The organism is Pseudomonas sp. MDT1-16 (genome assembly GCF_054898115.1).
In genome coordinates this window covers 4,997,305-5,022,969 of sequence record NZ_CM142717.1, presented here as the reverse complement: position 1 = coordinate 5,022,969, position 25,665 = coordinate 4,997,305, and the positions used below count along the sequence as shown (strand labels likewise).

Below are 25,665 nucleotides of genomic sequence, written 5' to 3'. Positions count from 1 at the left end.
CACGGGATTAGTTTTACTTGAGGTTACCGCTCAAGAACTGCTTCAACCGCTCACTCTTCGGATTGCCCAACACGTCGTCCGGAGCGCCTTCTTCCTCCACCAACCCTTGATGCAGGAACAACACCTGACTCGATACTTTGCGGGCGAAGCTCATTTCATGGGTCACCATGATCATGGTCCGGCCTTCTTCGGCCAGGCCCTGGATCACTTTGAGCACTTCGCCCACCAGTTCCGGGTCGAGCGCCGAGGTCGGTTCGTCGAACAGCATGACTTCCGGTTCCATGGCCAATGCGCGGGCAATGGCGACCCGTTGCTGCTGACCGCCGGAGAGGAACGCCGGGTACTGATCGGCCACTCGCGCTGCCAGCCCGACCTTGTCGAGGTAACGTCGGGCACGGTCTTCGGCCTCTTTCTTACTGCAACCCAGCACCCTTCGCGGGGCCATAGTGATGTTTTCCAGCACCGTCATGTGGCTCCACAAGTTGAAGTGCTGGAACACCATGGCCAGGCGGGTGCGGATCCGTTGCAGTTCATCGGCGTCAGCCACGTGCATGCCGTGGCCATCCTTGATCATGCGGATGTTCTGGCCGTCCAGGCTCATGGCGCCATCGTTGGGCTGTTCGAGAAAGTTGATGCAACGCAGGAAGGTACTTTTGCCCGAGCCGCTGGCGCCGATCAGGCTGATGACGTCGCCGGTGTTGGCCTTGAGTGAAACACCTTTGAGCACATGATGATCGCCATAGCTTTTATGCAGGCCTTCGATGGTCAGTTTGTACATGGGGCATGCATCCTCAAGGCGAAAGTAGGTAGCCGCTGCGATAGGCTTCGGTGCCCGCAATGTGGGCGATCACCATGCCGGCAGTGGCCATGCGCCGTAGCGAGCGGGCGTACATTAATCCGGCGACGGTGCAATGAATGGGGGTGACGCGATCAAAGATCGGGTCGATGATTTCAGCGATCAGTTGCCCGGCTTCGAGGTATTCCCCTGGCAGCGCGGTGAACACCAGCAACCCGCCGACCGGTGTTGCCACCGGTTCTACGCCGGCCAGGGGTGTGGCCGGGTAGGGCAGCTGGGGCAGCGAAGCGGGTTCGCCAGCAATCGTGCCGAAGTGAATCAGGTAATCGATCAGCGCCTGGCAATCGAGGCTGGCCAACGGGTGATTGACGTCGCCCTGACCGCGCAATTCAACGGTGACCGAAAAACTGCCCAACGGAATGTTGAAGTGTTCGCCGAAGCGCTCCTTCAACTGCCACCAGAGCAGGGTGAAGCATTCATCGAACGACTGACCGCCGGAATCGGTGGCCAGCAGACTGGCTTCGGCCCCGATGTACCGCGCCAGCGGCTCGACCTGCGGCCAGGCCTCTGGCGTGGTGTAGAGGTGGGCGACCGCTTCGAAATCGCAATGCAGGTCCAGCACCATGTCGGCATCGCAGGCCAGCCGTTGCAGGGTCAGGCGCTGGGATTGCAGTTGCGTGCTGGCAGTCTGCTGAGCGAGGGCATTGCGCAGGCAGCTGCGAATCAGTTCGAGGTTGAGCTGCGGATCGTCGCCGAGTTGGCCTTCGATCTCGTTGCCGACGGCTTCGCTCACATCGACGAACCAGCGATTGAAGTTCTGCCCAGTGTCGAGTTCGTAACGGCCCAGCGGCACATCCATCAGCACTTGTTCGAGGCCGACCGGGTTGGCTATCGGCACCAGCACGATTTCGCTGCGCAGGCGGCCGGCGGCTTCCAGCTCCGCCAGACGTTGCTTGAGGTGCCAGGCCACCAGCATGCCGGGCATTTCATCGGCATGCAGGGACGACTGGATGTAGATCTTGCCTTTGGCCGACGATGGGCCGAAGTGGAAACTGTGAATCTGTCGTGCGGTCCCCGGCAGTGGGGCCAGCAGGTCATGAATCTGGTGGCGCATGTTCGTCTCTTTATTCCTGAAAGCGGGTCCTAGTGGGTCGGCCCGAGGAAGGCCAGCCATCGGCGTTCGGCGAGGCGGAACAGGCCGACCAGCGCAAAGGTAACGGTCAGGTAGATCAGCGCGGCGATGCCGAACGACTGGAAGGTCAGAAAGGTCGCCGAGTTGGCATCCCGCGCGACTTTTAATATGTCCGGGATGGTCGCAGTGAACGCCACGGTGGTCGAGTGCAGCATCAGAATCACTTCGTTGCTGTAATAAGGCAACGAGCGACGCAGGGCCGAAGGCATGATCACGTAGGCATAAAGCTTCCAGCCTGTCAGACCGTAAGCCTTGGCCGCTTCGACTTCACCATGAGCCATGCTGCGAATTGCCCCGGCGAAAATCTCCGTGGTGTAGGCGCAGGTATTCAGGGCGAAGGCCAGGATGGTGCAATTCATCGCATCGCGAAAGAACGCATCGAGTACTGGCTGGGCACGCACGGCGGCCAGGCTGTAGATACCGGTGTAGAAAATCAGCAGCTGGATATAGAGCGGCGTACCCCGAAACAGGTAGGTGTAGAACTGCACTGGCCAGCGGATGTAGAGGTGCGGCGAAACCCGGGCGATGGAGAGTGGAATCGACACCACAAAACCGATGAAGATCGACGCACTGAGCAGCCACAGGGTCATGGCCAGGCCGGTGATGTTATAGCCGTCGGTATAAAGGAAGGGTTTCCAGTATTCCTGCAAGAGTTCGATCATCGTACGGCCTCCCGGGAACCGGCGGCGTAGCGGCGTTCGAGCCAGCGCAGGACGACGTTGGACGCGCTGGTGATCAGCAGGTAAATCACGGCTGCCAGCACCAGGAAGTAGAACAGTTGATAGGTGCTTTTACCGGCATCCTGCGCAGCCTTGACCAAGTCGGCAAGGCCGATGATCGAGACGAGCGCGGTGGCCTTGAGCATCACCATCCAGTTGTTACCGATGCCCGGCAGGGCGAAACGCATCATCTGCGGGAACACCACGATACGAAAACGCTGGCCGCGCTTGAGGCCATAAGCGGTGGCGGCTTCGACTTGGCCCCGTGGCACAGCGAGGATCGCCCCGCGGAAGGTTTCGGTGAAATACGCGCCATAAATGAAGCCCAGGGTGATGACCCCGGCGCTGAACGGGTTGATCTCGATGTATTCCCATTCCATGAAATCGGTGAACGACGTCAACCAGGTTTGCAGGCTGTAGAAAATCAGCAGCATCAGCACCAGGTCCGGCACGCCGCGAATCAGCGTGGTGTAGACCTGTGCCGGAACTCGCACCAGTTTGACTTTCGACAGTTTGGCCGTGGCACCGAGCAGGCCGAGCAACACGGCCACCAGCAGCGACAACGCCGATAATTTGATGGTCATCCAGGTGCCTTCCATCAGCAACGGACCGAAGCCCTGGAGGCTGAAGGCTGAGAGCCCCAGATTTTGTAAGAGGTTTTCGAACATAAATCAGCAACCTGATCGGATAAAAAAAGCGCCCGTCGTGAGATGGGCGCCGCGCATTATTTGCCGCTGTACAGATTCAGATCGCCAAAGTGTTTCTTTTGAATGGTGGCGTAGGTGCCATCGTCGTGTAACGCTTTGATACCTTTATCCAAAAGTGCCTTGAGGTCTTTGTTACCTTTAGAGATACCGACAGCCGTTTTGGCTGGCAGCAATTCGCTGTCAACCGGCTCGCTGACTTCGTAGCCCTCGCCCTTTGGCGACTTCAAAAAACCCAGTTCGGCTTGCAGCATGTCCTGGATCGCCGCGTCGAGACGGCCGGACATCAGGTCGGAATACACCTGATCCTGGTTCTGATAGGCCTGGGTTTTCACGCCCGCCTTGTCCAGAACAGCTTTGGCGTACGCTTCCTGAATGGTGCCTTGCTCGTAGCCGACGGTCTTGCCCTTCAGCGAAGCCACATCTTCGGTCAGGCCGGAACCTTTCTTAAACACGTAAGCGGTTGGGCCGGAGAACAGCTCGCTGGAGAAGTCGATGACTTTTTCGCGGGCCGGGGTGACGGTCATCGAAGAGATCACACCGTCGAATTTATTGGCCTTCAGGCCCGGAATCATGCCGTCGAAATCGCTTTCGACCCATTTGCACTTGACCTTCAGCTCGGCGCAGATCGCGTTACCCAGATCGATATCGAAGCCCACCAGGTTACCGTCAGCTGCTTTGGACTCGAACGGAGCGTAAGAAGGGTCAACGCCAAAACGCAGTTCTTTGTATTCCTTGGCCAGCGCGGAGCCGGCAGCCATGCACAACGCCAGTGCAGAAAGGGTCAGCAATGCTTTTTTCATTATTCAATCCCTAAGAACCAATATGAGCGCTTGTGGCGCAGAATTATTGTTACTGGAAAGCGTAAGACCTACTGAAAGTAGCAATTTCCGAACCAGAGTCCCGAACAAGCGTTTTAAAAGGTGATTCAAGAAATGGCAAGGAGGGATTTGTGCACGAAAACGGGCGTTGAAAATTTGATGCACTGGCGTGGAGCATAACCTGATAGTCAGCTGAGTAAATCCTGCAACGTCCCAAGATTGTCAGCCTCTTCAACCGACTTATCCTGCCGCCAGCGCAACATCCTCGGAAACCGCACTGCAATGCCGCTCTTGTGTCTTTTGGACAGGGCGATGCCCTCAAATCCCAGTTCAAACACCAGACTCGGCGTCACACTGCTCACCGGCCCGAATTTCTCTACAGTGGTCTTGCGCACGATGCTGTCGACCTGGCGCATTTCTTCGTCGGTCAGCCCTGAATAAGCCTTGGCGAACGGCACCAGTGTGCGTTCGCTCGCGTCAGGCGGCCCGTCCCACACAGCGAAGGTGTAATCGCTGTAGAGACCGGCGCGGCGACCATGGCCGCGTTGCGCATAGATCAGCACCGCGTCAACGATGAACGGGTCGACTTTCCATTTCCACCAGACGCCCATGTCCTTGGTCCGCCCGACACCATACAGCGCATCCCGAGCTTTGAGCATCATGCCTTCGACACCGAGACGGCGGGAGGCTTCCCGTTGTCGGGCGAGGTCGAACCAGTCTTCGCCAGTGAGCACAGGCGAGGGCAGCAGCACCGGGTTAGCGCAGGTTTTAACCACCTGTTGCAACTGAGTGCGACGCGTGGCCTGAGTCTGATTGCGCCAGTCTTCGCCCTGCCATTCCAGCAGGTCGTAGGCGAGGACGACCACCGGCACTGCTTCGAGGATTTTTTTGTCCAGGGTTTTACGGCCGATCCGTTGTTGCAGCAGAGCGAAAGGTTTTACCGCGGGTGAGGCTGGGGAAGGAGGGTCGAAGACGTCCTCGGTGGTGGGTTGTGCGGCTTTCCAAGCAACGATTTCACCGTCGATCACGGTGCCATCGGGCAAGCCGTGAACCAGACTATCGAGTTCGGGAAAGCGCTCGGTGACCAACTCTTCACCTCGCGACCAGATCCACAGTCGCCCGTCGCGTTTGACGACCTGCGCGCGGATGCCGTCCCACTTCCATTCCACTTGCCAGTGGCTGGCGGGGCCAAGCAGGGCTTCGAATTGTTCAACGGGTTGCGATAGCGCGTGGGCGAGAAAAAACGGGTAGGGCTGACCACCGCGTTGCGCATGTTCGTCAGTTGATTCAGCGGCGATCAGCTTCAAGTAACCGGGCGCGCTCGGGCGGTGGGACAGGTCGGTGTAACCCACCAGTCGCTGGGCCACTCGTTTGCTGTCGAGCCCGGCCATGGCCGCCAAGGCACGGGTTACCAGCAACTTGGAGACGCCGACGCGAAAACTGCCGGTGATCAGTTTGATGCAGAGCATCAGACTCTGGCGGTCCAGTTGCGACCACAGGGCTGGCAGTCGCTCGGCGAGGACTTGCGGGGTTTCACCGCGCAGTGGCAGCAGTTTGTCTTCAATCCAAACCGCCAATCCGTCACTGGAGCTGTGAAGTGCTTCGGGCAATACCAGTGAGATGGTTTCCGCCAGATCGCCGACCGCCTGATAACTCTCTTCGAACAACCACGGCGAGAGGCCGGAGTACGCCACCGCCAGCTCTCGCAGGATGCGCACCGGCACCCGTTGTCGAGGTCGCCCGCCGGACAAAAAGTAAACAGCCCATGCGGCATCTTCCGGCGCGGCGTTGGCGAAGTAGTTTTGCATCGCCGCCAGTTTGGCGTTGCTCGACGTTGTGGCGTCGAGTTCGGCGTATAACTCGGCGAAGGCCTTCATGGCAGCACCTCGGCGCGCTCGGGTTCGACGGCGGCGTTTTCTTCCTCATCGTCGCCGTACTCGGTGCTGAAGCTCTGAGCATCAAGACCCTGTTCGCGCAGATGGCGCACCAGTACACCCACCGAACCATGGGTCACCATGACCCGTTCCGCACCGGTCTGTTCGATGGCCCAGAGCAGGCCCGGCCAGTCGGCGTGGTCAGACAGTACGAAGCCACGATCCACGCCGCGCCGCCGCCGTGTGCCACGCAAACGCATCCAGCCGCTGGCGAAGCCGTCGCTGTAGTCGCCGAATCGGCGCATCCAGGTACTGCCGCCAGCAGAAGGTGGGGCGATGACCAAGGCTTTGCGCATCATCGGATCGCTCTTTTTGACCTCGCCGGCATAGATCGTTGGCGGTAAGTAAATACCGCTCTCGCGATAAACCCGGTTCAGCGGTTCCACAGCGCCATGCACCAGAATGGGGCCGAGGCTGGCGTCGATGCCGTGGAGAATGCGCTGGGCCTTGCCGAAGGAATAGCAGAACAGCACGCTGGTTTTGTCGGCGGCGGCATTGGCCCGCCACCACTGATTGATCTCGGCAAAGACCTGCGCCTGGGGTTGCCAGCGATAAATCGGCAGGCCGAAGGTCGATTCAGTGATGAAGGTATCGCAGCGCACGGGTTCGAACGGCGCACAGGTGCCGTCGGGCTCGATCTTGTAGTCGCCCGAGGCGATCCAGACTTCACCGCCGTATTCCATACGCACCTGGGCTGAGCCAAGCACATGGCCGGCGGGGTGAAAACTCAGTTTTACGCCGTGATGCAACAATGGCTCGCCATACGCCAGCGTTTGCAGATCGATGTCCTGGCCCAGTCGCGCACGCAAAATCCCTGCGCCGGCCGCGGCCGCCAGATAGTGCTGATTGCCGGTGCGGGCATGGTCGCCGTGGGCATGGGTGATGACCGAACGTTCGACCGGCCGCCACGGGTCGATATAGAAATCCCCGGGCGGGCAGTACAAACCCTCAGGACGCGCGATAACAAGGTCCATGTTGTTACCAAAAATGGAGGGACTTGTTAGCTATGAGGTTTGCGCGAGGCTGGAAGTTCTGTTGAATTTTCATCGGCCAATGATGATCGTTCCCACGCGGAGCGTGGGAACGATCAAATCAGTCGCGAAAGGGATTACTTGCCAGGTGTCAGCGTCAACCGCGTCTTCCCATACACCTTGTCAAAGTTCTGCGGCTGCATCGGCAAGCTCATGTATTGCCCTTTGAGCCAAGGATCAATGCTGTTGAGGTAGCTTGGGCTGGCCGGGTTACCGGACTGGCCGGTGCCGTTCTGTCCCATCAGCGGTTCGGCCTGGCCGAAGTCGACGATAAAGCGCATGGCCGGTGCCAGGGTCGTGTTGAAATCCTGACCCCAGGCGAACGCCGAGGTATTGAGCGTGGTGTGATCGCCACCCGCCGCGAATGGCCCGCGCACGGTCTGGCCACTGGCATTCTTCCATTCATAACGGTGCAGTTTGCCCCACTGCCAGGCTTTGTGATCGCCGCCCAACTGACTGTCGCCAGCGCTGATCGCCGCCGCCAGACTGCGGGCGAGGATCGCCGGTTTGTCTTCTTTCTGCGGTGTGCGAGTGTCATCCCAGAACGGACTGTCCTCACGCCCCAGCAGGTGGTCGGCCTGCGCCGTGTAGGACAACTTACCGTTGGCGATAAAGGCTTTCCACGCCGGGCTGCTTTCCGGACCCAGTTCATCGAGGAAAGTCTGTTGGGTACTTTGCTGCAGGAACAGCTCATAAATCGCCGCATCGGCGGAGGTTGGGCTGAGTTTGCCGTCGAAGGCCATCAGGCGGGTATACGCCTCGCGAGCCTTGCCGCGATCCGCGTCAGGCAACGCTTCGATGGCCTGCTTGAGCGGCTGGGACATGCCCGGTGCTGCAAACATTTTCTTCAGTTTGGCGGCGAAGGTGGTGGTCTGATCGTATTGCATGGCGATCACGCTGCGCGTGTCGTGTTTGCCCACGCCTGCCAGTTCGGCCAGGCGTTCGCCACGTTCCGGCGCTGACCAGGAGTTGGACAGTTGCATGCCGTAGCCATGGGGAATGACTCGCTGGTTGGCGGTGCCGAGCCAGCCTTGGGCCGGATCCTGGTCATAGGGATGGAGCATCGGGTCGGCGTAACCGTCCCAATCGTAACGACCTTCCCAGCCCGGCGACGGCATCAGGCCTTCACCTTCGCGACGGTTGGGGTAGCGACCGGTGACTTGCCAGCCGATGTTGCTGGCGTCGGCAAATACCAGGTTCAGCGCAATGGCGCGGATTTCACGGCTGGCGTCCGAGGCTTTCTCGACGTTCTGCGCCCGGGACAGGTCGAAAAACGCGTCCAGTGTCTTGTCGTCGGTGAAGTTTGGCGTCTGCAAGGCCAGGCCGAACCCGTTGGCCAGCGTCGTGCCTTGGGCACTGTTGAGCAGCGGGCCGTGACGGGTTTCGTACACCACTTCGCGAATCGGCCGCTGGCCTTTGACGAAGTAGGTTTCGTTACGCATGATCGCCGGCTGCCATTTGCCGCCCACCTCGTAGGAAAGTCCGTTGCCCTGGCGTTTGATTTTTTCCAGGAACAGGTCCTGGTTGTCGCCCATGACGGTGGTCATGCTCCACGCCACTTTGCCGTTGAAACCGCCGAGCACCATTGGCAAACCGGCAATCGTCACACCAGAAGCCTGGTACTTCGGCGCGCGAATCTGCACGTAACTGAACAACGACGGCACGCCCAGTGGTCCATGGCTGTCGCTGGCCAGCAAGCTTTTGCCGCTGCGGCTGCGTTGCGGGCCGATCGCCCAGTTGTTCGACGAGGTGGCGCCCAGCAGATTCAGATCGGACAGTTGGCTCGTGGCTTTGCTGATGTCGGCCAGGCCCGGGATTTGCCCGTTGAGCTTGATGCCCTGAAGTTTTTCAGCGTCGGCCAGCGGCAGTTTTTCATCGGGGGCAGACGGCGTCAGCCACGCGAGTTTGTCGGTGCTGACGGTCTGAGCCAGCATCAGTGAGGAAATTTCCTCGGGCAGGTTGGCTGATTGGCTGAAGTTCAGCAGGCAGAAAATCAGCGCTGAATCTTCCGGCTTCCAGTATTCAGGCTTGTAACCAGTGGCCGCGAGGTCTGCTGGCAACTTGTCGCGGTAGCGGAACAGGTAGGCGTTGACCCCGCGCGCATAGACTTCGAAGAAGCGTTTGAGGCGCGGCGAAGACGCCTTGTATAGCTCGCCGGCGCTTTTCTTCAGGTTGACGGCGCGCATGTAGCGATCAGCGTCCAGCAGGTCCAGACCGGACATCTCCGACAAGCGGCCCTGAGCCAATAGGCGCAGGGTGACCATTTGCGTGATGCGATCGCTGGCGTGGACGTATCCAAGGGCGAACAGCGCGTCGTGGAAAGTGTTGCTTTCGATCAACGGCATGCCCATGGCATTGCGGCGCACCGAAACGTTCTGCGCCAGGCCCTTGAGCGGCTGCACGCCGCTGGTCGGCGGGAGGGTGTCCTGGGTGTTCCAGGTCTGACAACCGGTCAGGCTTAAAACACTGGCCACTGCTGCGGCAACGCCGAACCGGGGAAGGAAATGTGTAAGGGCTGGCGAGGCCATGGCAAAGCTCCTGCGGGGGTAGTGGTGCCCGGCCTCGAAAGTCGCTGTTCACTTTTGACGGCGTCTAATGTCGCCAGACTGCGTTGCCGCTCCTCGCCATAGCGGGCTATGACTCGTCGCGGCGCCTTGTCTGACAACATTAGCCACTCGTCAAAAGATGAACGGACTTCCGAGGCCGGGCACATTAAGGGCGCTACGTTAGTGAGCAGGAGGTAGCCGCGCAAGCGGCGGCGGGGTTATTTCTTCACCGGTGGCGAGGGGATTGCGTCGTTTTTCAGGATTCGTCCTGTTTGCGTTCGATCGCTTGCCTGTAAAAGGAGGTGATGCTGAAGTGCGTGAAATTCAATGACCCAGCATGAGAAAAACCGGCATGGAGCTCAAAACGAACGCGGCGCTGATCATCATTGATCAACAAAAAGGCATCCTGCATCCCAAACTGGGTCGCCGAAATAACCCTCAGGCCGAGGAGCGAATCCTCGATTTGCTAACGCATTGGCGGCGAACCGGGCGACCGGTGATTCACGTGCAGCACCTGTCCCGGTCGCCGGAATCGGTGTTCTGGCCGGAGCAGTCCGGGGTGGAGTTTCAGGTGCGGTTCCAGCCACGAACCGGTGAGCAGCTCATACAAAAGCAGGTCCCGGATGCGTTTTGTTCGACCCGTTTGGAGGCGAGTTTGCGCGAGGCTGGGATTGATCAACTGGTGATTGTTGGCGTGGCGACTAACAACTCGGTGGAGTCCACGGTGCGAACGGCCGGGAATCTTGGGTTTGATGCGTGGGTGGCGGAGGATGCGTGCTTTACCTTCGACAAGGCTGACTTCTTTGGTAAAGCCCATACAGCCGAGGAAGTGCATGCGATGTCGCTGGGGAATTTGCATGGGGAATACGCGACGGTCGTGAGCACTGCGGCAATTCTCAAGTCCGACTGAAACCGTGCAGGAGCCGGGGGACGCCCGGCTTCTGCGCAGAACAGTGCTTCAACGCATTATGCGCCGTGGCACTTCTTGAATTTCTTGCCGTTGCCGCAGGGGCAAGGGTCGTTGCGACCGACGTCTTTCAGGGCGTTGCGCACCGGTTCCTGGTGGGCGTGGCCGCAGTTCGGACCGTGAACATGGCCGTGGTCGTGATCATGGTGGTCGTGATGGTCGTGATCGTGGTTGCAGTCAGGGCCATGGACATGGGGTTGCTGGGTCATCGGTTTTGCTCCGGAATTAAATCGGCGGGGATTATCACGCCATTACGCGCCAGGTGCACGTAGTGGGCGATGAATAAACCGGTTTCCAATTCACCTTCCAGGCGATAGGGGATGGGCTGGTCGGGTTTTTTCAGCAGTTTCACCAGATCCCGGACCTTGGGCCAAAGATTGGTGCGGATCGGCACTTTAAAGTAGGCACTGCGCTTGGGACCGACCGTGAACCAATGCTCGTGCTCGCCTTCGGTCAGCAGCATGTCGCCCAAGTGAATGCGGTACTCGATGCCTCGCACGGTCAGGTCACTGTCGTTGGGGTTGTCGATGCGAAAGTGCAGGAGGAATCGTTGCTGCATCAGCTTGGCCTGGACCACTTCGACCTTGACCAGATGCACCTGCGGCTCCGGCAAATCGTCGCCGAACCAGGACGCGCAGCCGCCGAGCCCCAGAAACAGGAGCAAGGTGAGGGTTTGAAAGACGCGCCGTTGACTGAGCATGGAGTGACTCCCTTTGATGCCCAGTCTAGTCTCTTGCGATTACCTCAACTGCTGAAATAACCCGCACAACACTTCTTGAATTTCTGTCCGCTGGCGCAAGGGCACGCATCATTGCGTCCGGCCTTGAGTTGTACGGTGGGGTCGATGAAGTACCAGTGGCCGGCGTTCTGCACGAACGACGAGCGCTCGCGGTGGCTGTGTTCACCGCTGCCATCGTGCCAGCGCGCGGTGAAGGTCACGAAGGCGTGTTCCGGCTGACCGCCGAAGACCTCCGAGCTTTCCACTTCAAGGCCCAGCCAGGTGCTTTGGACGCTCCAGTCGCTGATGGACTGTCGATCGAGGCCGGCCTGTTGCGCGGGCAGGGTGGTTGTCACCAGGTAATCGATCAGCCCCAATACATAGGCGCTGTAGCGCGAACGCATCAAGGCTTCGGCACAAGGCGCCAGATGGCCGGCATGGTAATGACCGCAACAGGCATCCAGCAGGGTGCCGCTGCCGCAGGGGCAAATGGACGTACTCATTGCGTTACCACCAATATTTACCGAAGTTTTCCGGATTGGCCCAGAACCGTGAGTTTAGCCAGTCGGGTACTTGTTTGTAGTCAAGCAGATCATAGGTGAACAGGGTCAGCACCTGATCGTCGCGCTGGAAGCGTTCGCTGGCCTGCAGGGCCAGGGAGAAAAAGTCGGTCTCCTGCCAGCCGCTGGCCGGCAAGTCCGCCAGCACCGCGATGCGACTGGCGTTGAGGTTACGGATCCCGCCAAGCAGATTCAGGCCATCGCGCTTGGGCAAATGTTCGAGGCAATCGACCACCAGCGCCAAGTCAAACCGGCGCGCGGCCAATTCGGCCGGCAACGCCCTGGGTGCCGCGTGTGCAACACAGGTGTCCGGGTGCGCCAGCTTGAAGGCCTCAAGCGCGGGGAATTCGCTGGCGCCAATCAGCAACAGGCGCGCGGGGGCGTAACGATCAAGCAAAGCGGCCAACGCCTGCTGGGGCGTGCGCGAAGAAATACCTGCAATCATCTAAGTTCCTCAATCAGAGCTGCCAAGACTAGCCTGCTCAAGGGACCGGGCCTAGAGGTGGTTTCTCTCAAAAGCGTCGATCTACCGTGAACACGGGACGAAACTGCAATGGCCTATTGCTGGCGGAGATTAAAACTCGGGTCTTTACTACCTGAATCGGTCCTAAGCCGGTCCCCTCAGGAGAAAACCAGATGAGCATAGTTCGCACAGCATTACCCTTGGTTCTGCTAACCAGTGTGTTGACTGGTTGCGCAGGTTTGCAGAAAACCGACTGGCCGACCTGTGCGGCGGTCGGTGGTGTCGTGGGTGCAGGTCTCGGCGCGACCGAGAGCTCGGCATGGGCGGGGTATGGCGCGCTGATCGTCGGCGCCACGGCTGCGGCCTATTGCTGGGTTCACGGTGATGGCGACGAAGACGGCGATGGCGTGCCGGATAGCCGCGACAAGTGCCCGGGTACGCCTAGAGGCGTGCAGGTCGATGCCGACGGCTGCCCTCCACCGGTGCCTGCGCCAGTGGTCGAAGAAGCGGCCGTGGTTAAAGAAGAAGTCATCGTCATTCGCGATGTTCATTTCCAGTTCGACAAAGCCACACTTACTCCTTCCGATAAAGAAGTCCTCAACACCATCGCCACGCGCCTGAAGCAGGAATCAAGTACCGCCCAGTTGACCGTAACCGGTCACACCGACAGCGTGGGCAGTGACGCCTACAACCAGAAACTGTCGGATCGTCGTGCGCACTCGGTGGTCGAATACCTGATTTCCCAAGGTGTACCACGCAGCAGCTTCGTATCTGTCACCGGTGCCGGTGAAAGCCAACCGGTCGCCGATAACCAAACCGCTGACGGCCGCTCGTCGAACCGTCGCACTGAAATCAAAATCAACCGCTAAACCCCTCGTATTCCGCGGCTTGTGCAGTCGCGGATGCGGATCTTTACTCCTGTGTAACCGGCATTGGCCGGTAACACAGGAGCTTTCACCATGAGTGTTCTCACACGGACCGCGCCAGTAGCGTGGCGGCCTACCTGTTGAGTCAGGGCCTGGCGCCAAACAAAGTCACCAGCGCGGGCAAGGGCGAAAGTCAGCCGGTGGCCGATAACGAAACGGATGAAGGGCGGGCGAAGAACCGTCGGGTGGCGTTGCACATCAATCGCTGAGCCCCGTAATAGAGCCGTTGGGCGACAAGTGAAGTCGGTCCGGCGGCCATTCGACGGCCTTCATGAAGAATTTTCCGTTGGCCTCTGGCTTATCCCGCATGGAAGCCGGTACTGTGCGCGCAAAGAATAATTCTCAACGGGGGAGCGTATGAACGTGTTTTGGGCGCTGGGGAAGTTATTGACCCTGCTGTTCTGGCTGGTGGTGCTGGTCAATCAATTCACGCCGTTTATCAATCCTCTGCATCTATTGGTCGATCTGGTTGGCAGCCTGTTGGCGCTGCTCCATTTTCTGGAGGCGGTGTTCTGCTACCGCAGTCTCAGAGGTCGCGCTCACCCTTGGCGTGATCGCCTGAAGATCCTCTTTTTCGGCGTTTTCCACCTGCAAACCATCCCGGCTCCCACCGTACTGAAGGCTTCCCATGCGTAAACTCTGTCTGCTCGCTGCACTCATCAGCCCATTGGCTTGCGCTCAGGTGGTGAGCGTCGAAAGCAACTCCTTGATGCGTTTGCCCAACACCGCCAGCACCTTGCAGCTGGAACGCCTGGAAGTGGCCGATTACGGTACCTTGTTGATTCCCTCGAATGTGACCGAGGTCATCGTCGGTGAATTGCGTCTGGGTCGTGAAGCGCGGATCGCCATCGTACCCAGCGAACAGCCGCTTGAGCTGAAGGTCAGTCGTGCGCAGTTGTCCGAAGGCAGCCAGATCACTGCTCGCGGTGCGCCGGGGACTTACCTCAAAGCGGCTCGCTCCGGGCGTAACCTGAATGTGCAGATCAGGGCGCTGAGCGCGCCGCTATTGTGGGTGGACGCTCGCGGCGGCGCGGGCGCACCGGGTTTCGTCGGTCTCGATGGGGCCAACGGTCAGGCGCCGGGTTGTACTTGGGGTCAGGCCGGTCGCGGTGCTGATGGCAGTAATGGCAGCGACGGTCAGCCGGGAGCACCGGGTGCGCTGGTAAGGCTGGAAGTGCCGCGCGATTACCCGGCGCAACAGATCAAGGTTCAGGTGGCCGGCGGTGCCGGTGGCGTGGCCGGGCCCGGCGGCAAGCCGGGAGCGGGTGGCAAGGCCAAGGGCTGCTTCGTCTACAAGGCCGATGGCGGAAAAAGTGGTCGTCCAGGTGCTGATGGCCAGCCTGGGTCTGCGGGTGCGACGGGGGCGGTGACTGTTCAGCGGTTGTAAGAATGCCCCTCGCCACAAAAGCTGCGAGGCTTTAGAACGTAGGCCGCGCTGCAGCAATCGCCACCAGCCCCAACCCGACAATCAGATTAATCCCCACCAACTTGCGAATCCTCCCCAGCACCGAGGCCCCCGTCGGCCAATCCTGCGCCGACACCGCCGTGCGCAACTCCGGCAACAACAATGCCTGAATCCGGATAAATAGCGCCGTCATCACCACGTACAATCCCATCATCACCTGCACATACCGCGGCGCCGCTTCAAAACCGCTGTACTGCAAATGAATCATGCCCACACCGCTGATCGGCAAAAGCACCACCGCGACCCAGACCCAGCGGAAAAAACCTTGAAACACTTCTATCCACAGCTTTAAACGGGCAGGGCCTTCCAGGGCCTTCATCGCCGCGGGGCGCAAGACCATCCACGCGAAAAACATGCCGCCCACCCATACCAGGGCGGATAGGACATGCAGGGTATAAACGAGGCTAAAAGCGGTCATTGAGGTACTCCGTTCTGCGCGGGATTAATTAGCGCGGTATGATAGCCGCCGATCCGTACCACTGAAAATTTATCCAGCGTTTTTTGCGCCCGACAATCCATGATCAGCACCGAACTCAAAACCACGATCCAGGGCGCCTACTCGCGTTTTCTCGAAGCCAAGAGCCTCAAACCGCGCTACGGGCAACGCCTGATGATCGCCGAAATTGCCAAGGTCCTCGGTGACATCGACACCGACGACGAAGGCCGGCGCAGTGGCGACCCCGCGATTGTCGCGGTGGAAGCCGGCACCGGTACCGGTAAAACCGTGGCCTACAGCCTGGCTGCAATCCCCACTGCGAAGGCCGCCGGCAAGCGCCTGGTGATTGCCACGGCCACCGTGGCCCTGCAAGAGCAGATCGTCTACAAGGATTTGCCTGACCTGATGCGCAACAGCGGGCTGAATTTCAGCTTTGCCCTGGCCAAGGGGCGCGGGCGCTACATGTGCCTGTCCAAGCTCGACATGTTGCTTCAGGAAGGTCACGCGCAAACCGCCACGGCGCAGCTGTTCGAAGAAGAAGGCTTCAAGATCGAGGTTGATGAGGCCAGTCAGAAGCTGTTCACCAGCATGATCGAGAAACTCGCGGGCAATAAGTGGGACGGCGACCGCGACAGTTGGTCGACCGCACTGGAAGATGCCGATTGGGCGCGTCTGACCACCGATCACAGCCAGTGCACCAACCGTCATTGCCCGAACTTCGGCCAGTGCGCCTTCTACAAGGCCCGCGAAGGCATGGGCAAGGTCGACGTGATCGTCACCAACCACGACATGGTCCTGGCCGACCTGGCGCTGGGCGGCGGTGCCGTGCTGCCGGACCCGCGCGACACCCTCTACGTGTTCGACGAAGGCCACCACCTGCCGGACAAGGCCATCGGCCATTTCGCCCATTACACACGTCTGCGTTCCACCGCCGACTGGCTGGAAACCACCGCCAAGAACCTCGCCAAATTGCTGGCCCAGCATCCGCTGCCGGGCGACTTGGGCAAGTTGATCGAGCAGGTGCCGGAACTCGCGCGGGAGATCAAGACACAGCAGCAATTCATGTTCACCGCCTGCGAGCAGGTCGCCGATTTCAAGCCCGGCGAAGACGTCGAAGGTCGCGAGCGGCCGCGTCATCGCTTCGTTGGCGGGGTCATTCCCGAGCACATGCGCGAAATGGGCATCGAGTTGAAGAAGGGCTTTGCCCGTCTGACCGATGTCTTTACCCGACTGACCGAACTGCTCAAGGACGGCATGGACGGCGAGGTCAACATCGGCATCGCCAGTAACCAGGCCGAAGAATGGTATCCGCTGTTTGGCAGCCTGTTGTCCCGCTCTTCGGGCAACTGGGAATTGTGGGGCGCGTTCACCGCAGAAGACCCGGAAGACAACCCGCCCATGGCTCGCTGGCTGACCCTGGCCGAAAGCGGTTCGCTGTTCGACATCGAGGTCAATGCCAGCCCGATCCTCGCGGCGGAAATGCTCCGGCGCAATTTGTGGAACGTGGCCTATGGCGCGCTGGTGACCTCGGCGACCCTGACCGCCCTCGGCACCTTCGACCGTTTCCGCATGCGTGCCGGCCTGCCGAAAAAAGCCGTGACTGCGGTCGTCCCGAGCCCGTTCCATCATGCCGACGCTGGCGTGCTGCGAGTGCCGGACCTGAAGGCCGATCCGCGTGATGCGCCGGCCCACACCGCAGCGATCATCCGCGACCTGCCAGCCTTGGTGGAAGGTTCGCGCGGCACCCTGGTGCTGTTCTCCTCGCGCAAACAGATGCAGGACGTGTTCGACGGCCTCGATCGCGACTGGCGCAAGCAAGTGTTCATTCAAGGCAACCTGTCGAAACAGGAAACCCTGAACAAGCACAAGGCACGGGTCGATGGCGGTGATTCCAGCGTGTTGTTCGGCCTGGCGAGTTTTGCCGAAGGGGTCGACTTGCCCGGTGCGTATTGTGAGCACGTGGTCATCGCGAAGATTCCGTTCTCGGTGCCCGACGATCCGGTCGAAGCGGCCCTGGCCGAGTGGATCGAGGCTCGGGGCGGGAATCCGTTCATGGAAATCTCGGTGCCGGATGCTTCGCTGAAGCTGGTCCAGGCCTGCGGTCGTTTGCTGCGCACCGAAGAAGACCGCGGCACCATCACGTTGCTCGATCGACGCCTGGTCACCCAGCGTTACGGCAAGGCAATCCTCAATGCGTTGCCTCCCTTCCGTCGTGAAATTTCCTGATACACCGGTGGGCAAATATGCCCACCGCGTTGTCTATCTCTCTACCATCGCTTTTCCATTGACCATTGTTGGTCGTTAGGGAGAACTTCGTTCTTATGATCCGCCGTTCGTTGCCCGCTGTTTTCGCTCTGATGTTCGCAGCCCCTGTGCTGGCAGCCCCTGCCGGCCAACAGACGCTGTTCAACTTCGTGCGCCCCGCCGACGTAGTCCAAGTGGCGACTCAGGACGCCAGCCTGCCGCAATCCAACGCCGAGCAAACGGCCGAGGGCGAAGTGCTGCGTCGGGTGACGTTCAACCCGGTGGCCCAACCGACCTTGCGTCTGACGCCGCAGACCGGCGCCTGGGACTGGTCGCAGTCGGGCTTCATGAGTTTACGGATTCAGAGTGCAATGGACTGGGCCGTGACCCTGTACGTGAAAATTCAGAGCAACGACGGCAAGACGCTGATAAGCCGCGTCGACTTGCCGGCCGGCCCTGCGCAAACGTTATGGGTGCCGCTGCAGCCCTTTTCGCCATTGAGCCTCGGCCTGAAAGCTGGCCCGCCGATGCCGATGATGTTTGAGGGGCAACGCGTATTGCTGGCCAGCAGCGTCGGTGAGCTGGAGCGCAGCCAAGTGGTATCGGTGACCTTGTCGATGGATCAGCCGAAAGTCGCTCAAAGTATTCTGCTTGAGCGCTTTGGCGTGCAGGACGGCGATGCGCTCACCCAAGCGGCTTTTGGCGGCCTTGTAGACGCTTACGGCCAGTCAACCCGGACCAAATGGCCAGAGAAAGTCAGCAGCGACGAGCAACTGAAAAGCGCCGCCGCCAAAGAACAGCAGCAACTGAAAACCTGGCTGGCCGAGCGCGAGAAGTCGTCCCTGGACAAGTTCGGTGGCTGGAACAAAGGCCCGGCATTCAAGGCCAGCGGCTTTTTCCGCACAGAGAAGCGCGACGGTCGCTGGTACCTGGTGACCCCTGAAGGGCATCCGTTTTATTCGCTTGGGGTCAACACCGTCACCCCGGACGTCAACCAGACTTACATCGCCGGTCGCGAATGGATGTTCGAATCCCTGCCAAAACCCGACGAGCCGCTGGCCAGCCACTATGGCGAAGGCGACAACCGCGGTGGCAACGGTGTCGATCAGGGCCGTGGATATAACGCCGGTCGCTGGTACGATTTCTATGGTGCCAACCTGCAGCGTTTGTATGGCGAACCTTGCGCACTGGGCAGCGACACCAAGGCCGGTGTCGCCGAAGCCGCCAAGGCTGACGCCGTGGAAGCGACGGCCGCGAAAGCGGCTGAGAAAACCCCCGCCGAACCCTGCAAAGCGGTTGTCGATGAAAAACAATGGGCCAGCCACACCCTTGATCGTCTGCAAGCCTGGGGCTTCAATACCCTCGGCAACTGGAGCGCCCCGGCGCTGGCCAGCGCTGACCGTGTGCCGTACACGTTGCCGCTGTCGATCGTCGGCGATTACGCCAGCATCAGCACTGGCACTGACTGGTGGGGTGGCATGCCCGACCCGTTTGACCCGCGTTTCGCCATGGCCACCGAACGTGCCGTGGCCATTGCCGCCCGCGACCATCGCGACGACCCGTGGCTGATCGGTTACTTTGCCGATAACGAACTGGCCTGGGCCGGCCCCGGCGATGACCCGAAAGCCCGCTACGCCCTCGCGTACGGCACGTTGAAGATGACTACCGACGTGCCGGCCAAACGCGCGTTCCTCAAGCAACTGCGGGACAAATACCGCAATCAGGCGGGTCTTTCCAAAGCCTGGGGCATTGATTTGCCGGCCTGGGAATTGATGGAAGACCCGGGCTTCGTGCCGCCGCTGCCCAGCGCCGAACACCCGGAAATCGAAGCCGACTTCAAATACTTCCAGAAGGTCTTCGCCGACACGTACTTCAAGACCATTTCCGACTCGCTCAAGTGGCACGCGCCGAATCAGCTGTTGCTGGGCGGTCGGTTTGCCATCAGCACCCCGGAAGCGGTTGAGTCCTGTGCCCAGTATTGCGACGTGCTGAGCTTCAACATGTATACCCTGCAACCGCAGGACGGTTACGATTTCGCCAAGCTGCGCAGCCTGGATAAACCGGTGTTGATCACCGAGTTCAACTTCGGCGCCGCGGATCGCGGCCCGTTCTGGGGTGGCGTGACGCAATTGGCGAAGGAAGAGGACCGTGGGCCGGCTTACGCCAATTTCCTCAAACAGGCGATGAGCGAACCGTCGATCGTCGGGGTGCACTGGTTCCAATACCTCGATCAACCGGTGACCGGTCGTCTGCTGGATGGCGAGAACGGGCACTTTGGTTTGGTGGGCATCACCGATCTGCCGTTCCAGGGGTTCGTCGATAGCGTACGCAAGAGCAATTTGCAGACCGTCGATCAGCTCGGTAAAGAAGCCGAGAAGGCGAAGGCTGAAGCGGATAAAGCCGGTCACGAAGCTGAGGGCGGCAAAAAAGGCGATGCTGGCAAAGGCGCAGGGCAGGGCGCTGGCCATGCGGGTGGGCATGCCGGCAATGGTCACTGAGTGCTGACAGGTACGTTGATTTGCTAAGTGTTTTTCGCCGGGCTGTATGGCGACCACCCGGCCCGCCACAGTTCCCAAAACCTTCTAGGGCTGGAACAATGCGGGCCACGTTGTAGAACATTATCCAGGGGAGTTGCGAGGTGCAGATTCAGGGTTTTTACGAGCTGAAGTTCGAAGCGGTGCGTGAGGCTTTCGCGGCGCTGTTCGACGATCCTCAGGAACGTGGCGCAGCGCTGTGCATCCAGATCGGCGGTGAAACCGTGGTCGACCTTTGGGCCGGTAGCGCCGATAAGGATGGCGCTGAAGCCTGGCACAGCGACACCATCGCCAACCTGTTTTCCTGCACCAAGACCTTTACCGCTGTGACCGCCCTGCAACTGGTGGCCGAAGGCAAACTGCAACTGGATGCCCCGGTTGCTCGCTACTGGCCGGAGTTCGCCGCGGCGGGCAAAGAGTCGGTAACTTTGCGTCAATTGCTCTGCCATCAGGCCGGTCTTCCGGCGGTGCGTGAGCTGTTGGCCCCGGAAGCCCTTTACGACTGGCAAACCATGGTTGACGCCTTGGCCGCCGAGGAGCCGTGGTGGACGCCGGGGGTCGGTCACGGTTACGCCGCGATCACCTACGGCTGGCTCGTCGGCGAGTTGCTGCGTCGTGCCGACGGTCGTGGTCCGGGTGAGTCCATCGTGGCACGGGTCGCGAAGCCTTTGGGGCTGGATTTCCACGTCGGTCTGGCGGATGAAGAGTTCCATCGCGTGGCGCACATCGCCCGTGTCAAGGGTAATGTCGGCGACGCCGCCGCCCAGCGCTTGCTGCAAGTGACTATGCGCGAGCCGACGGCCATGACCACGAGGGCGTTCACTAACCCGCCGTCGATCATGACCAGCACCAACAAACCCGAGTGGCGACGCATGCAGCAGCCGGCTGCCAATGGTCACGGCAATGCCCGCAGCCTGGCCGGGTTCTATGCCGGTCTGCTCGATGGCAGCTTGCTGGAAAGCGAAATGCTCGACGAACTGACGCGCGAACACAGCCTCGGCGAGGACAAGACTTTACTGACCCGGACCCGTTTCGGCCTGGGTTGCATGCTCGATCAACCGGACGTCCCCAACGCCACCTACGGCCTCGGCCCTCGTGCGTTCGGCCATCCGGGTGCCGGCGGTTCCATCGGCTTTGCTGACCCAGAACACGATGTGGCTTTCGGCTTTGTGACAAATACCTTAGGGCCGTACGTCTTGATGGATCCGCGCGCGCAAAAGCTTGTGCGGGCACTGGCCACTTGTCTGTAAATCGCGCTCAGGGGTTCCAGGGCCGGAACCCCAAGGCCTTTATGGTTTCCAAGCGTCTGTTTATCCGGGCCAATCCGGCCTGATATTTCAATATTTCATTTTGTGGATATCCAATGTCTTCCAATAAAACTCTCGCTTTGGCCCTGTGCTTCGCTATTACCGGATGCGCACAAACTCCACAAAATGACTCGGATGGCAGCAGCTGGTGGCCGTTCGGTTCCTCCGACAAAGTCGCCGCTAAAGACCCGGCTCCGGCTAAGGCTCCCGCACCCCTGAAGCCTGCCGCGACGGCTCCGGTAGCCAAGACTGAAAGCTCCAGCCACTGGTACTGGCCGTTCGGCTCCGATGATGCTGCCGACAAGACCCCGGCCAAGCCAGAAGTGAAACCAGAGGTAAAACCTGAAGCTAAACCTGCCGCTGTGACCAAGGCTGAGGCCGACGCCGGTGGCAAATGGTGGTGGCCGTTCGGCGGTAAAGAGCAAAGCACTGCCAAAGTCGTACCGATGCCTGATCCGAAAGTCACCCAGGCCTGGCTCGATGACTACGAACCGCGTCTGCGCGAAGCGATCAAGGGCAGCCATCTGCAACTCGAGCGCCGTGAAAACGTCTTGGTGGTGACCGCGCCGGTAGAAGGCTCGTTCAACCCTGACCGTCCGGCCATGCTGCTGCCGGTGACCCTCGGCCCATTCACTCGCGTCGCGAAAATCCTTGAAGTTGATCCAAAGACCGCCGTGCTGGTGCTCGGCCACAGTGATACGTCGGGCGCCGCACCGGCCAACGTGAAACTGAGCCAGGAGCGTGCCCAGGCCGTGGCGGCGATTTTCCGCCTCAGCGGTCTGCAGCGTGATCGTCTGATGCTGCGCGGTATGGGTGGCGAAGCCCCGCGTGCTGCCAACGACAGCAATGAAGGCCGTGCCTTGAACCGTCGAGTGGAACTGCTGGTGACCCCGCAAAACACCATGGTTGCGTTGCTGAGCAAGTACAACATGCCGGCCCCGGCGCCAGTGAAGATGGTTGCTGGCCAGGACATCAAGCCAGTGGTCAAGCCTGTTACTCCTGCACCGGCCGCCAAGAAAGCAGCTGTACCTGCCGCGAAAAAGGCCCCGGCCAAGAAAGCCGCCGCCAAGAAAGCGCCAGCTAAAACCGCGACTCCGGCGAAAAAGACCGCTCCGGCCAAAGCCGCTGTCGACCCGAAAAAAGCCACCGCCGCTGCTGCCGACGCCGACGCGACAAAGAAGTGATTCGTTAACTAAAAGGAATGCGCCATGACCCAGGGCCTGGCTGATATGCGTCGCGACTACACCCGTGATGGCCTGACCGAGGCACAAGCCCCGGCCGAGCCGTTCGGGCTGTTCCATCAGTGGATTGCCGACGCGGTGAAAACCGAGCAACCCCCGGTAGAGGCTAATGCCATGACCCTGGCCACCGTCGATCAGGACGGTCGGCCGCACTGCCGCATTCTGCTGCTCAAGGGGCTGGACGAGCAGGGCTTCACTTTTTTCACCAACTACGACAGCGCCAAGGGCCAGCATCTGGCCGCGAACCCGTTCGCGGCCATGACCTTTTTCTGGCCGGCCCTTGAGCGCCAGGTGCGCATCGAAGGGCGAGTGGTGAAAGTCACGCCTGAAGAGTCCGACGCCTATTTTCAGGTCCGTCCACTGGGCAGCCGTCTCGGTGCCTGGGCTTCGCCTCAGAGCCGGGTGATTGCCGATCGCGCCGAACTGGAAGCGTTGCTCAAGAACACCGAGCAACGTTTCAGCGACACGCAACCTCATTGCCCTGAGCATTGGGGCGGTTATCGCTTGTTACCGGAGCGCATCGAGTTCTGGCAGGGTCGTCCGAGCCGCCTCCACGATCGCCTCAACTACCGTTTGCAGGGCGCCAACTGGATTTTTGAACGTCTGGCACCCTAAGCAGTCTACCGATCGGGATAGCCTGCCGCAGCGGCTTCAAGCCACTGGGGCAGGTCTCGGCGCTTGATCTGCTGCGCTTGAGCGTTCGCCAGTTGCTGGAGCATGAAAGTCTTTTTCTGCTCGTCTTTACCCGCCAGCGCCAACGCCAGATCGCGGTCCATCCAGCGTTTGATCCGCACGTATAACCACCCGTGGAAGTACAGACCGGCGACGGTGGCGACGACAATGATGAAGTAATCCATGAAAATCCTTGGTTGAGTGGCGCAGATTGCGGAATTTGCCGCTACTGTGTGTCAAGTTCGTGGTAGCGCCCTGTACCGGGCCTGAATCAAACCAATTTTATCCGGGCAAGGCCGTGACAGGCGTCAAGCTGCGGAGTTTAATGAATACCTGTCCTTTGGAGTTGATGCTATGCGTAAGTCTGTTCTGCTGGTTGCTTCCTTTTCCACGATGGCGATGTTGCTCACTGGCTGCCAATCGAGCCTGACCGGTGACTCCTACTCCCGTGACGAAGCGCGTCGGGTGCAGACGGTTCGTATGGGTACCATCGAATCGCTGCGTCCGGTGAAAATCGAAGGCACCAAAACCCCGATCGGCGGCCTTGCCGGTGCGGCGGTTGGCGGTGTTGGCGGCAGCGCTATCGGTGGCGGTCGCGGCAGCATCGTTGCTGCCGTTATCGGTGCCGTCGCTGGCGGCCTGATCGGCTCGGCCACCGAAGAAGGCCTGACCCGTGCCCAAGGCGTGGAAATCACTGTTCGCGAAGACGACGGCAGCATGCGCGCCTACGTGCAACAGGTTCAGGAGAATGAAGTGTTCCGTGTGGGTGAGCGGGTGCGGATTGCTACGGTTGATGGGACTAGCCGCGTTTCGCATTAAGCGGGAACGGGTAAAAGAAAACCCCGATCAGGTGACTGGTCGGGTTTTTTTTGTTTTTGGGGATTTGGCTCTCTCACCATGCTTTCCGATATCGAAACGCAATCTGGTAGTCAAAAGCGGCATTATCAATTTGATGGTTGAACAGAGGCTGAATCTCAGGAATCCAAGCCGCTAAAACATCAAATCCTCCGTCGTATATCTCGCTTTCCGCCATCAAACCTAATGCTGCGATTATTGAGCCGTCATCGCCAAGGTCGGCGGAGTATTCCTTTCCGTCCGCTATTTCCGTTTCCTTGTCATACCAGTCCAATCTGACTTTCAGCCCCATGTGGTCCTCACAAATACTTTTTAATGTTGCGGTTTTTCTTGGGTGGATCTATTTGCTCACCCGTTTTGTGATCGAACGAGCCAAGATGACTTCCATCGCTTGCACGATAGGCTTCTAGCTCCCCATGCAACGAGTCCCATTCATAAATGGTTCTGCCTTTGGCATCAATCCAACGCTCTCGAAGGCCACCGCCCCCTTGTCGTGGGGTTTTCTTCTTCGCCGCGCTCAAGCCCGAAAATCCGGTAATTTCTTCTGTTTCGGGCGCGGAGTGATAGTCGTGATCGGGGTTAGGAAGTTTTCTTTCAGAAACACCGACCACAATATAAACCGGCGACACCCCCGAACCCGCAGGGAATACCAGAATGAAATCCTTGTACTCCGGCGGGTAAACCGGGTTCACGATAATGCTGTCAGCCGCTTTCGTCGGCGGATAAATCCAAATATGCGGTGCTTGCGGCGCAGCCTCCAGCGCGGGAATCCCGAGTATGTCGGAACCATCCACGGCCGGTGTCCAGATCAGCTCAACACCATCCCCGAGATCCGCCACCTGCTGACTGCCGCGCACACTGAACTGCACGACATCAACCATTTCCCAATCGCGGTTCTTGCCGGTGTAGAAACCATATCCCTTGAGACTGCCATCAGCCTGTTGCTCGACCCTAAGACGAACGCGGGTTCGAGCCTGTTTCAGGGCGCGCAACTGGTCTTCGGTATAGAGCGCGCTGTCGCCCAGGCTTGGCGTCCAGAACAGTGCGACTACCGTGGCCAATGCGGCGGTTCCAGCAGCGCCGATTGCGGCGACCGGAGCAGCGAGAGCCGGAGCACTCAGTGCAAGGCGGCCAAGGCCGAGCGAGACGGTACTGCCGCTGATGGTTTCAAGATTCAGCAGCCCGGCATCGTCTACCTCGCGAGCGCCGAGCCAGGCGACTTCTCCGTAGTCTTTGAGGCTGTCGGTGGGCACCATTCCCGAAGGGTTTGAGTAGTCGATGATAGCGTCCGGCAGCTTGCAGGACTTGGCAAAGACGCATCCCGCGCGAACGCCTTCGTGCTTTTTGGCCACGACCTCACGACTCCGCTCGAAGGCGTCTTGCCTCGCGAGCATGGCGTCGTAAGCGTTTTGTCGGGCCTCGCGCTCGGCCAGTTCGGTGGCCGTCATGAAGCGGTGAGTGACGTGGTGCCCGTCGCCTGACGGTGGATTCTGAACCCGGGGAATGTCCTTATTGCCAGCCACTGATCTTCCTT

General features: G+C 59.9%; 26 protein-coding genes and 1 pseudogene. 11 read left to right on the top strand and 16 right to left on the bottom strand.

Features of this window, described 5'->3' with window-relative positions:
- Positions 1-13: 13 nt before the first annotated feature.
- The 8 genes from ACYZT3_RS23100 to ACYZT3_RS23065 form a co-directional block, all read right to left on the bottom strand.
- Positions 14-778 (bottom strand): ABC transporter ATP-binding protein, encoded by a 765-nt coding sequence (locus tag ACYZT3_RS23100; protein ID WP_282376888.1) that lies wholly within the window; start codon positions 776-778, stop codon positions 14-16.
- Between the two features lie 13 nt (positions 779-791).
- A complete protein-coding gene (locus ACYZT3_RS23095; RefSeq protein WP_462030841.1) occupies positions 792-1,910 on the bottom strand; it encodes a succinylglutamate desuccinylase/aspartoacylase family protein in 1,119 nt (372 codons plus the stop codon).
- Between the two features lie 29 nt (positions 1,911-1,939).
- On the bottom strand, positions 1,940-2,650 hold the full coding sequence (locus tag ACYZT3_RS23090) for an ABC transporter permease (RefSeq protein WP_282376886.1): 711 nt from the start codon (positions 2,648-2,650) through the stop codon (positions 1,940-1,942).
- Entirely contained in the window at positions 2,647-3,375 is a 729-nt protein-coding gene (locus ACYZT3_RS23085; protein ID WP_282376885.1) for an ABC transporter permease, read from the bottom strand. The genes ACYZT3_RS23090 and ACYZT3_RS23085 overlap by 4 nt, the downstream gene beginning before the upstream one ends.
- A 56-nt stretch (positions 3,376-3,431) precedes the next feature.
- On the bottom strand, positions 3,432-4,214 hold the full coding sequence (locus ACYZT3_RS23080) for a transporter substrate-binding domain-containing protein (RefSeq protein WP_282376884.1): 783 nt from the start codon (positions 4,212-4,214) through the stop codon (positions 3,432-3,434).
- A gap of 206 nt (positions 4,215-4,420) precedes the next feature.
- Positions 4,421-6,109 carry an ATP-dependent DNA ligase gene (locus ACYZT3_RS23075; protein ID WP_462030840.1) on the bottom strand — a complete coding sequence of 563 codons (1,689 nt, stop codon included), beginning with the start codon at positions 6,107-6,109 and terminating at the stop codon, positions 4,421-4,423.
- Positions 6,106-7,140, bottom strand: coding sequence for a ligase-associated DNA damage response exonuclease (locus ACYZT3_RS23070; RefSeq protein ID WP_462030839.1), 1,035 nt, complete (start codon positions 7,138-7,140; stop codon positions 6,106-6,108). The genes ACYZT3_RS23075 and ACYZT3_RS23070 overlap by 4 nt, the downstream gene beginning before the upstream one ends.
- A 134-nt stretch (positions 7,141-7,274) precedes the next feature.
- Positions 7,275-9,725 (bottom strand): penicillin acylase family protein, encoded by a 2,451-nt coding sequence (locus ACYZT3_RS23065; protein WP_282376881.1) that lies wholly within the window; start codon positions 9,723-9,725, stop codon positions 7,275-7,277.
- Between the two features lie 370 nt (positions 9,726-10,095).
- On the opposite strand from ACYZT3_RS23065, the gene ACYZT3_RS23060 reads away from it, so the two are divergent.
- Entirely contained in the window at positions 10,096-10,653 is a 558-nt protein-coding gene (locus ACYZT3_RS23060; RefSeq protein WP_282376880.1) for a cysteine hydrolase family protein, read from the top strand.
- 56 nt (positions 10,654-10,709) lie between these two features.
- Here ACYZT3_RS23060 and ACYZT3_RS23055 read toward each other — a convergent pair whose 3' ends face one another.
- From ACYZT3_RS23055 to ACYZT3_RS23040, 4 genes are read right to left on the bottom strand one after another with little or no spacing between them, the layout of a single operon-like run.
- On the bottom strand, positions 10,710-10,919 hold the full coding sequence (locus ACYZT3_RS23055; RefSeq protein ID WP_007906737.1) for an SEC-C metal-binding domain-containing protein: 210 nt from the start codon (positions 10,917-10,919) through the stop codon (positions 10,710-10,712).
- Complete coding sequence (locus ACYZT3_RS23050) at positions 10,916-11,410, bottom strand: LEA/WHy family protein (protein WP_462030838.1); 495 nt, start codon at positions 11,408-11,410, stop codon at positions 10,916-10,918. Before ACYZT3_RS23050 ends, ACYZT3_RS23055 begins: the two co-directional genes overlap by 4 nt.
- A gap of 44 nt (positions 11,411-11,454) precedes the next feature.
- Complete coding sequence (locus ACYZT3_RS23045) at positions 11,455-11,931, bottom strand: YchJ family protein (protein WP_282376878.1); 477 nt, start codon at positions 11,929-11,931, stop codon at positions 11,455-11,457.
- A gap of 4 nt (positions 11,932-11,935) precedes the next feature.
- A complete protein-coding gene (locus ACYZT3_RS23040) occupies positions 11,936-12,433 on the bottom strand; it encodes a DUF6231 family protein (protein WP_462030837.1) in 498 nt (165 codons plus the stop codon).
- A gap of 191 nt (positions 12,434-12,624) precedes the next feature.
- On the opposite strand from ACYZT3_RS23040, the gene ACYZT3_RS23035 reads away from it, so the two are divergent.
- The 4 genes and pseudogenes from ACYZT3_RS23035 to ACYZT3_RS23020 all read left to right on the top strand — a co-directional run bounded on the left by ACYZT3_RS23035 (position 12,625) and on the right by ACYZT3_RS23020 (position 14,764).
- Complete coding sequence (locus ACYZT3_RS23035; RefSeq protein WP_462030836.1) at positions 12,625-13,320, top strand: OmpA family protein; 696 nt, start codon at positions 12,625-12,627, stop codon at positions 13,318-13,320.
- A gap of 110 nt (positions 13,321-13,430) precedes the next feature.
- Positions 13,431-13,586 (top strand): annotated as a pseudogene (locus ACYZT3_RS23030) (OmpA family protein); the annotation flags it as partial.
- Positions 13,587-13,734: 148 nt separating this feature from the next.
- Positions 13,735-14,013, top strand: coding sequence for a DUF1145 domain-containing protein (locus tag ACYZT3_RS23025; protein WP_282376875.1), 279 nt, complete (start codon positions 13,735-13,737; stop codon positions 14,011-14,013).
- The gene (locus ACYZT3_RS23020; RefSeq protein ID WP_462030835.1) at positions 14,006-14,764 is read left to right on the top strand and encodes a collagen-like protein; all 759 of its coding nucleotides are present in this window, start codon (positions 14,006-14,008) and stop codon (positions 14,762-14,764) included. The genes ACYZT3_RS23025 and ACYZT3_RS23020 overlap by 8 nt, the downstream gene beginning before the upstream one ends.
- 31 nt (positions 14,765-14,795) lie before the next feature.
- Here ACYZT3_RS23020 and ACYZT3_RS23015 read toward each other — a convergent pair whose 3' ends face one another.
- Positions 14,796-15,260 (bottom strand): CopD family protein, encoded by a 465-nt coding sequence (locus ACYZT3_RS23015; protein ID WP_282376873.1) that lies wholly within the window; start codon positions 15,258-15,260, stop codon positions 14,796-14,798.
- Positions 15,261-15,359: 99 nt separating this feature from the next.
- Between ACYZT3_RS23015 and dinG the strand changes: the two genes are divergently transcribed.
- The 5 genes from dinG to pdxH all read left to right on the top strand — a co-directional run bounded on the left by dinG (position 15,360) and on the right by pdxH (position 23,219).
- Entirely contained in the window at positions 15,360-17,504 is a 2,145-nt protein-coding gene (dinG, locus tag ACYZT3_RS23010) for an ATP-dependent DNA helicase DinG (RefSeq protein ID WP_282376872.1), read from the top strand.
- Between the two features lie 95 nt (positions 17,505-17,599).
- Positions 17,600-20,020 carry a beta-galactosidase gene (locus tag ACYZT3_RS23005; protein WP_462030834.1) on the top strand — a complete coding sequence of 807 codons (2,421 nt, stop codon included), beginning with the start codon at positions 17,600-17,602 and terminating at the stop codon, positions 20,018-20,020.
- A 140-nt stretch (positions 20,021-20,160) separates the two neighbouring features.
- On the top strand, positions 20,161-21,306 hold the full coding sequence (locus ACYZT3_RS23000) for a serine hydrolase domain-containing protein (protein WP_462030833.1): 1,146 nt from the start codon (positions 20,161-20,163) through the stop codon (positions 21,304-21,306).
- 113 nt (positions 21,307-21,419) lie between these two features.
- Positions 21,420-22,547, top strand: a complete 1,128-nt coding sequence (locus ACYZT3_RS22995) for an OmpA family protein (RefSeq protein ID WP_462030832.1) — start codon at positions 21,420-21,422, stop codon at positions 22,545-22,547.
- A gap of 24 nt (positions 22,548-22,571) precedes the next feature.
- Positions 22,572-23,219, top strand: coding sequence for a pyridoxamine 5'-phosphate oxidase (gene pdxH, locus ACYZT3_RS22990; RefSeq protein WP_462030831.1), 648 nt, complete (start codon positions 22,572-22,574; stop codon positions 23,217-23,219).
- 5 nt (positions 23,220-23,224) lie between these two features.
- Here pdxH and ACYZT3_RS22985 read toward each other — a convergent pair whose 3' ends face one another.
- Positions 23,225-23,461 carry a hypothetical protein gene (locus ACYZT3_RS22985; RefSeq protein ID WP_282376867.1) on the bottom strand — a complete coding sequence of 79 codons (237 nt, stop codon included), beginning with the start codon at positions 23,459-23,461 and terminating at the stop codon, positions 23,225-23,227.
- A gap of 169 nt (positions 23,462-23,630) precedes the next feature.
- Between ACYZT3_RS22985 and ACYZT3_RS22980 the strand changes: the two genes are divergently transcribed.
- Positions 23,631-24,095 carry an outer membrane lipoprotein gene (locus ACYZT3_RS22980; protein ID WP_017336812.1) on the top strand — a complete coding sequence of 155 codons (465 nt, stop codon included), beginning with the start codon at positions 23,631-23,633 and terminating at the stop codon, positions 24,093-24,095.
- 73 nt (positions 24,096-24,168) lie between these two features.
- Here the strand turns inward: ACYZT3_RS22980 and ACYZT3_RS22975 are convergent, their stop codons facing one another.
- Positions 24,169-24,423 carry a colicin E3-like toxin immunity protein gene (locus tag ACYZT3_RS22975; RefSeq protein ID WP_282376866.1) on the bottom strand — a complete coding sequence of 85 codons (255 nt, stop codon included), beginning with the start codon at positions 24,421-24,423 and terminating at the stop codon, positions 24,169-24,171.
- A gap of 7 nt (positions 24,424-24,430) precedes the next feature.
- Positions 24,431-25,654: a colicin E3/pyocin S6 family cytotoxin gene (locus tag ACYZT3_RS22970; RefSeq protein ID WP_462030830.1), complete on the bottom strand. Its 1,224-nt coding sequence runs from the start codon at positions 25,652-25,654 to the stop codon at positions 24,431-24,433.
- Between the last annotated feature and the right edge of the window lie 11 nt (positions 25,655-25,665).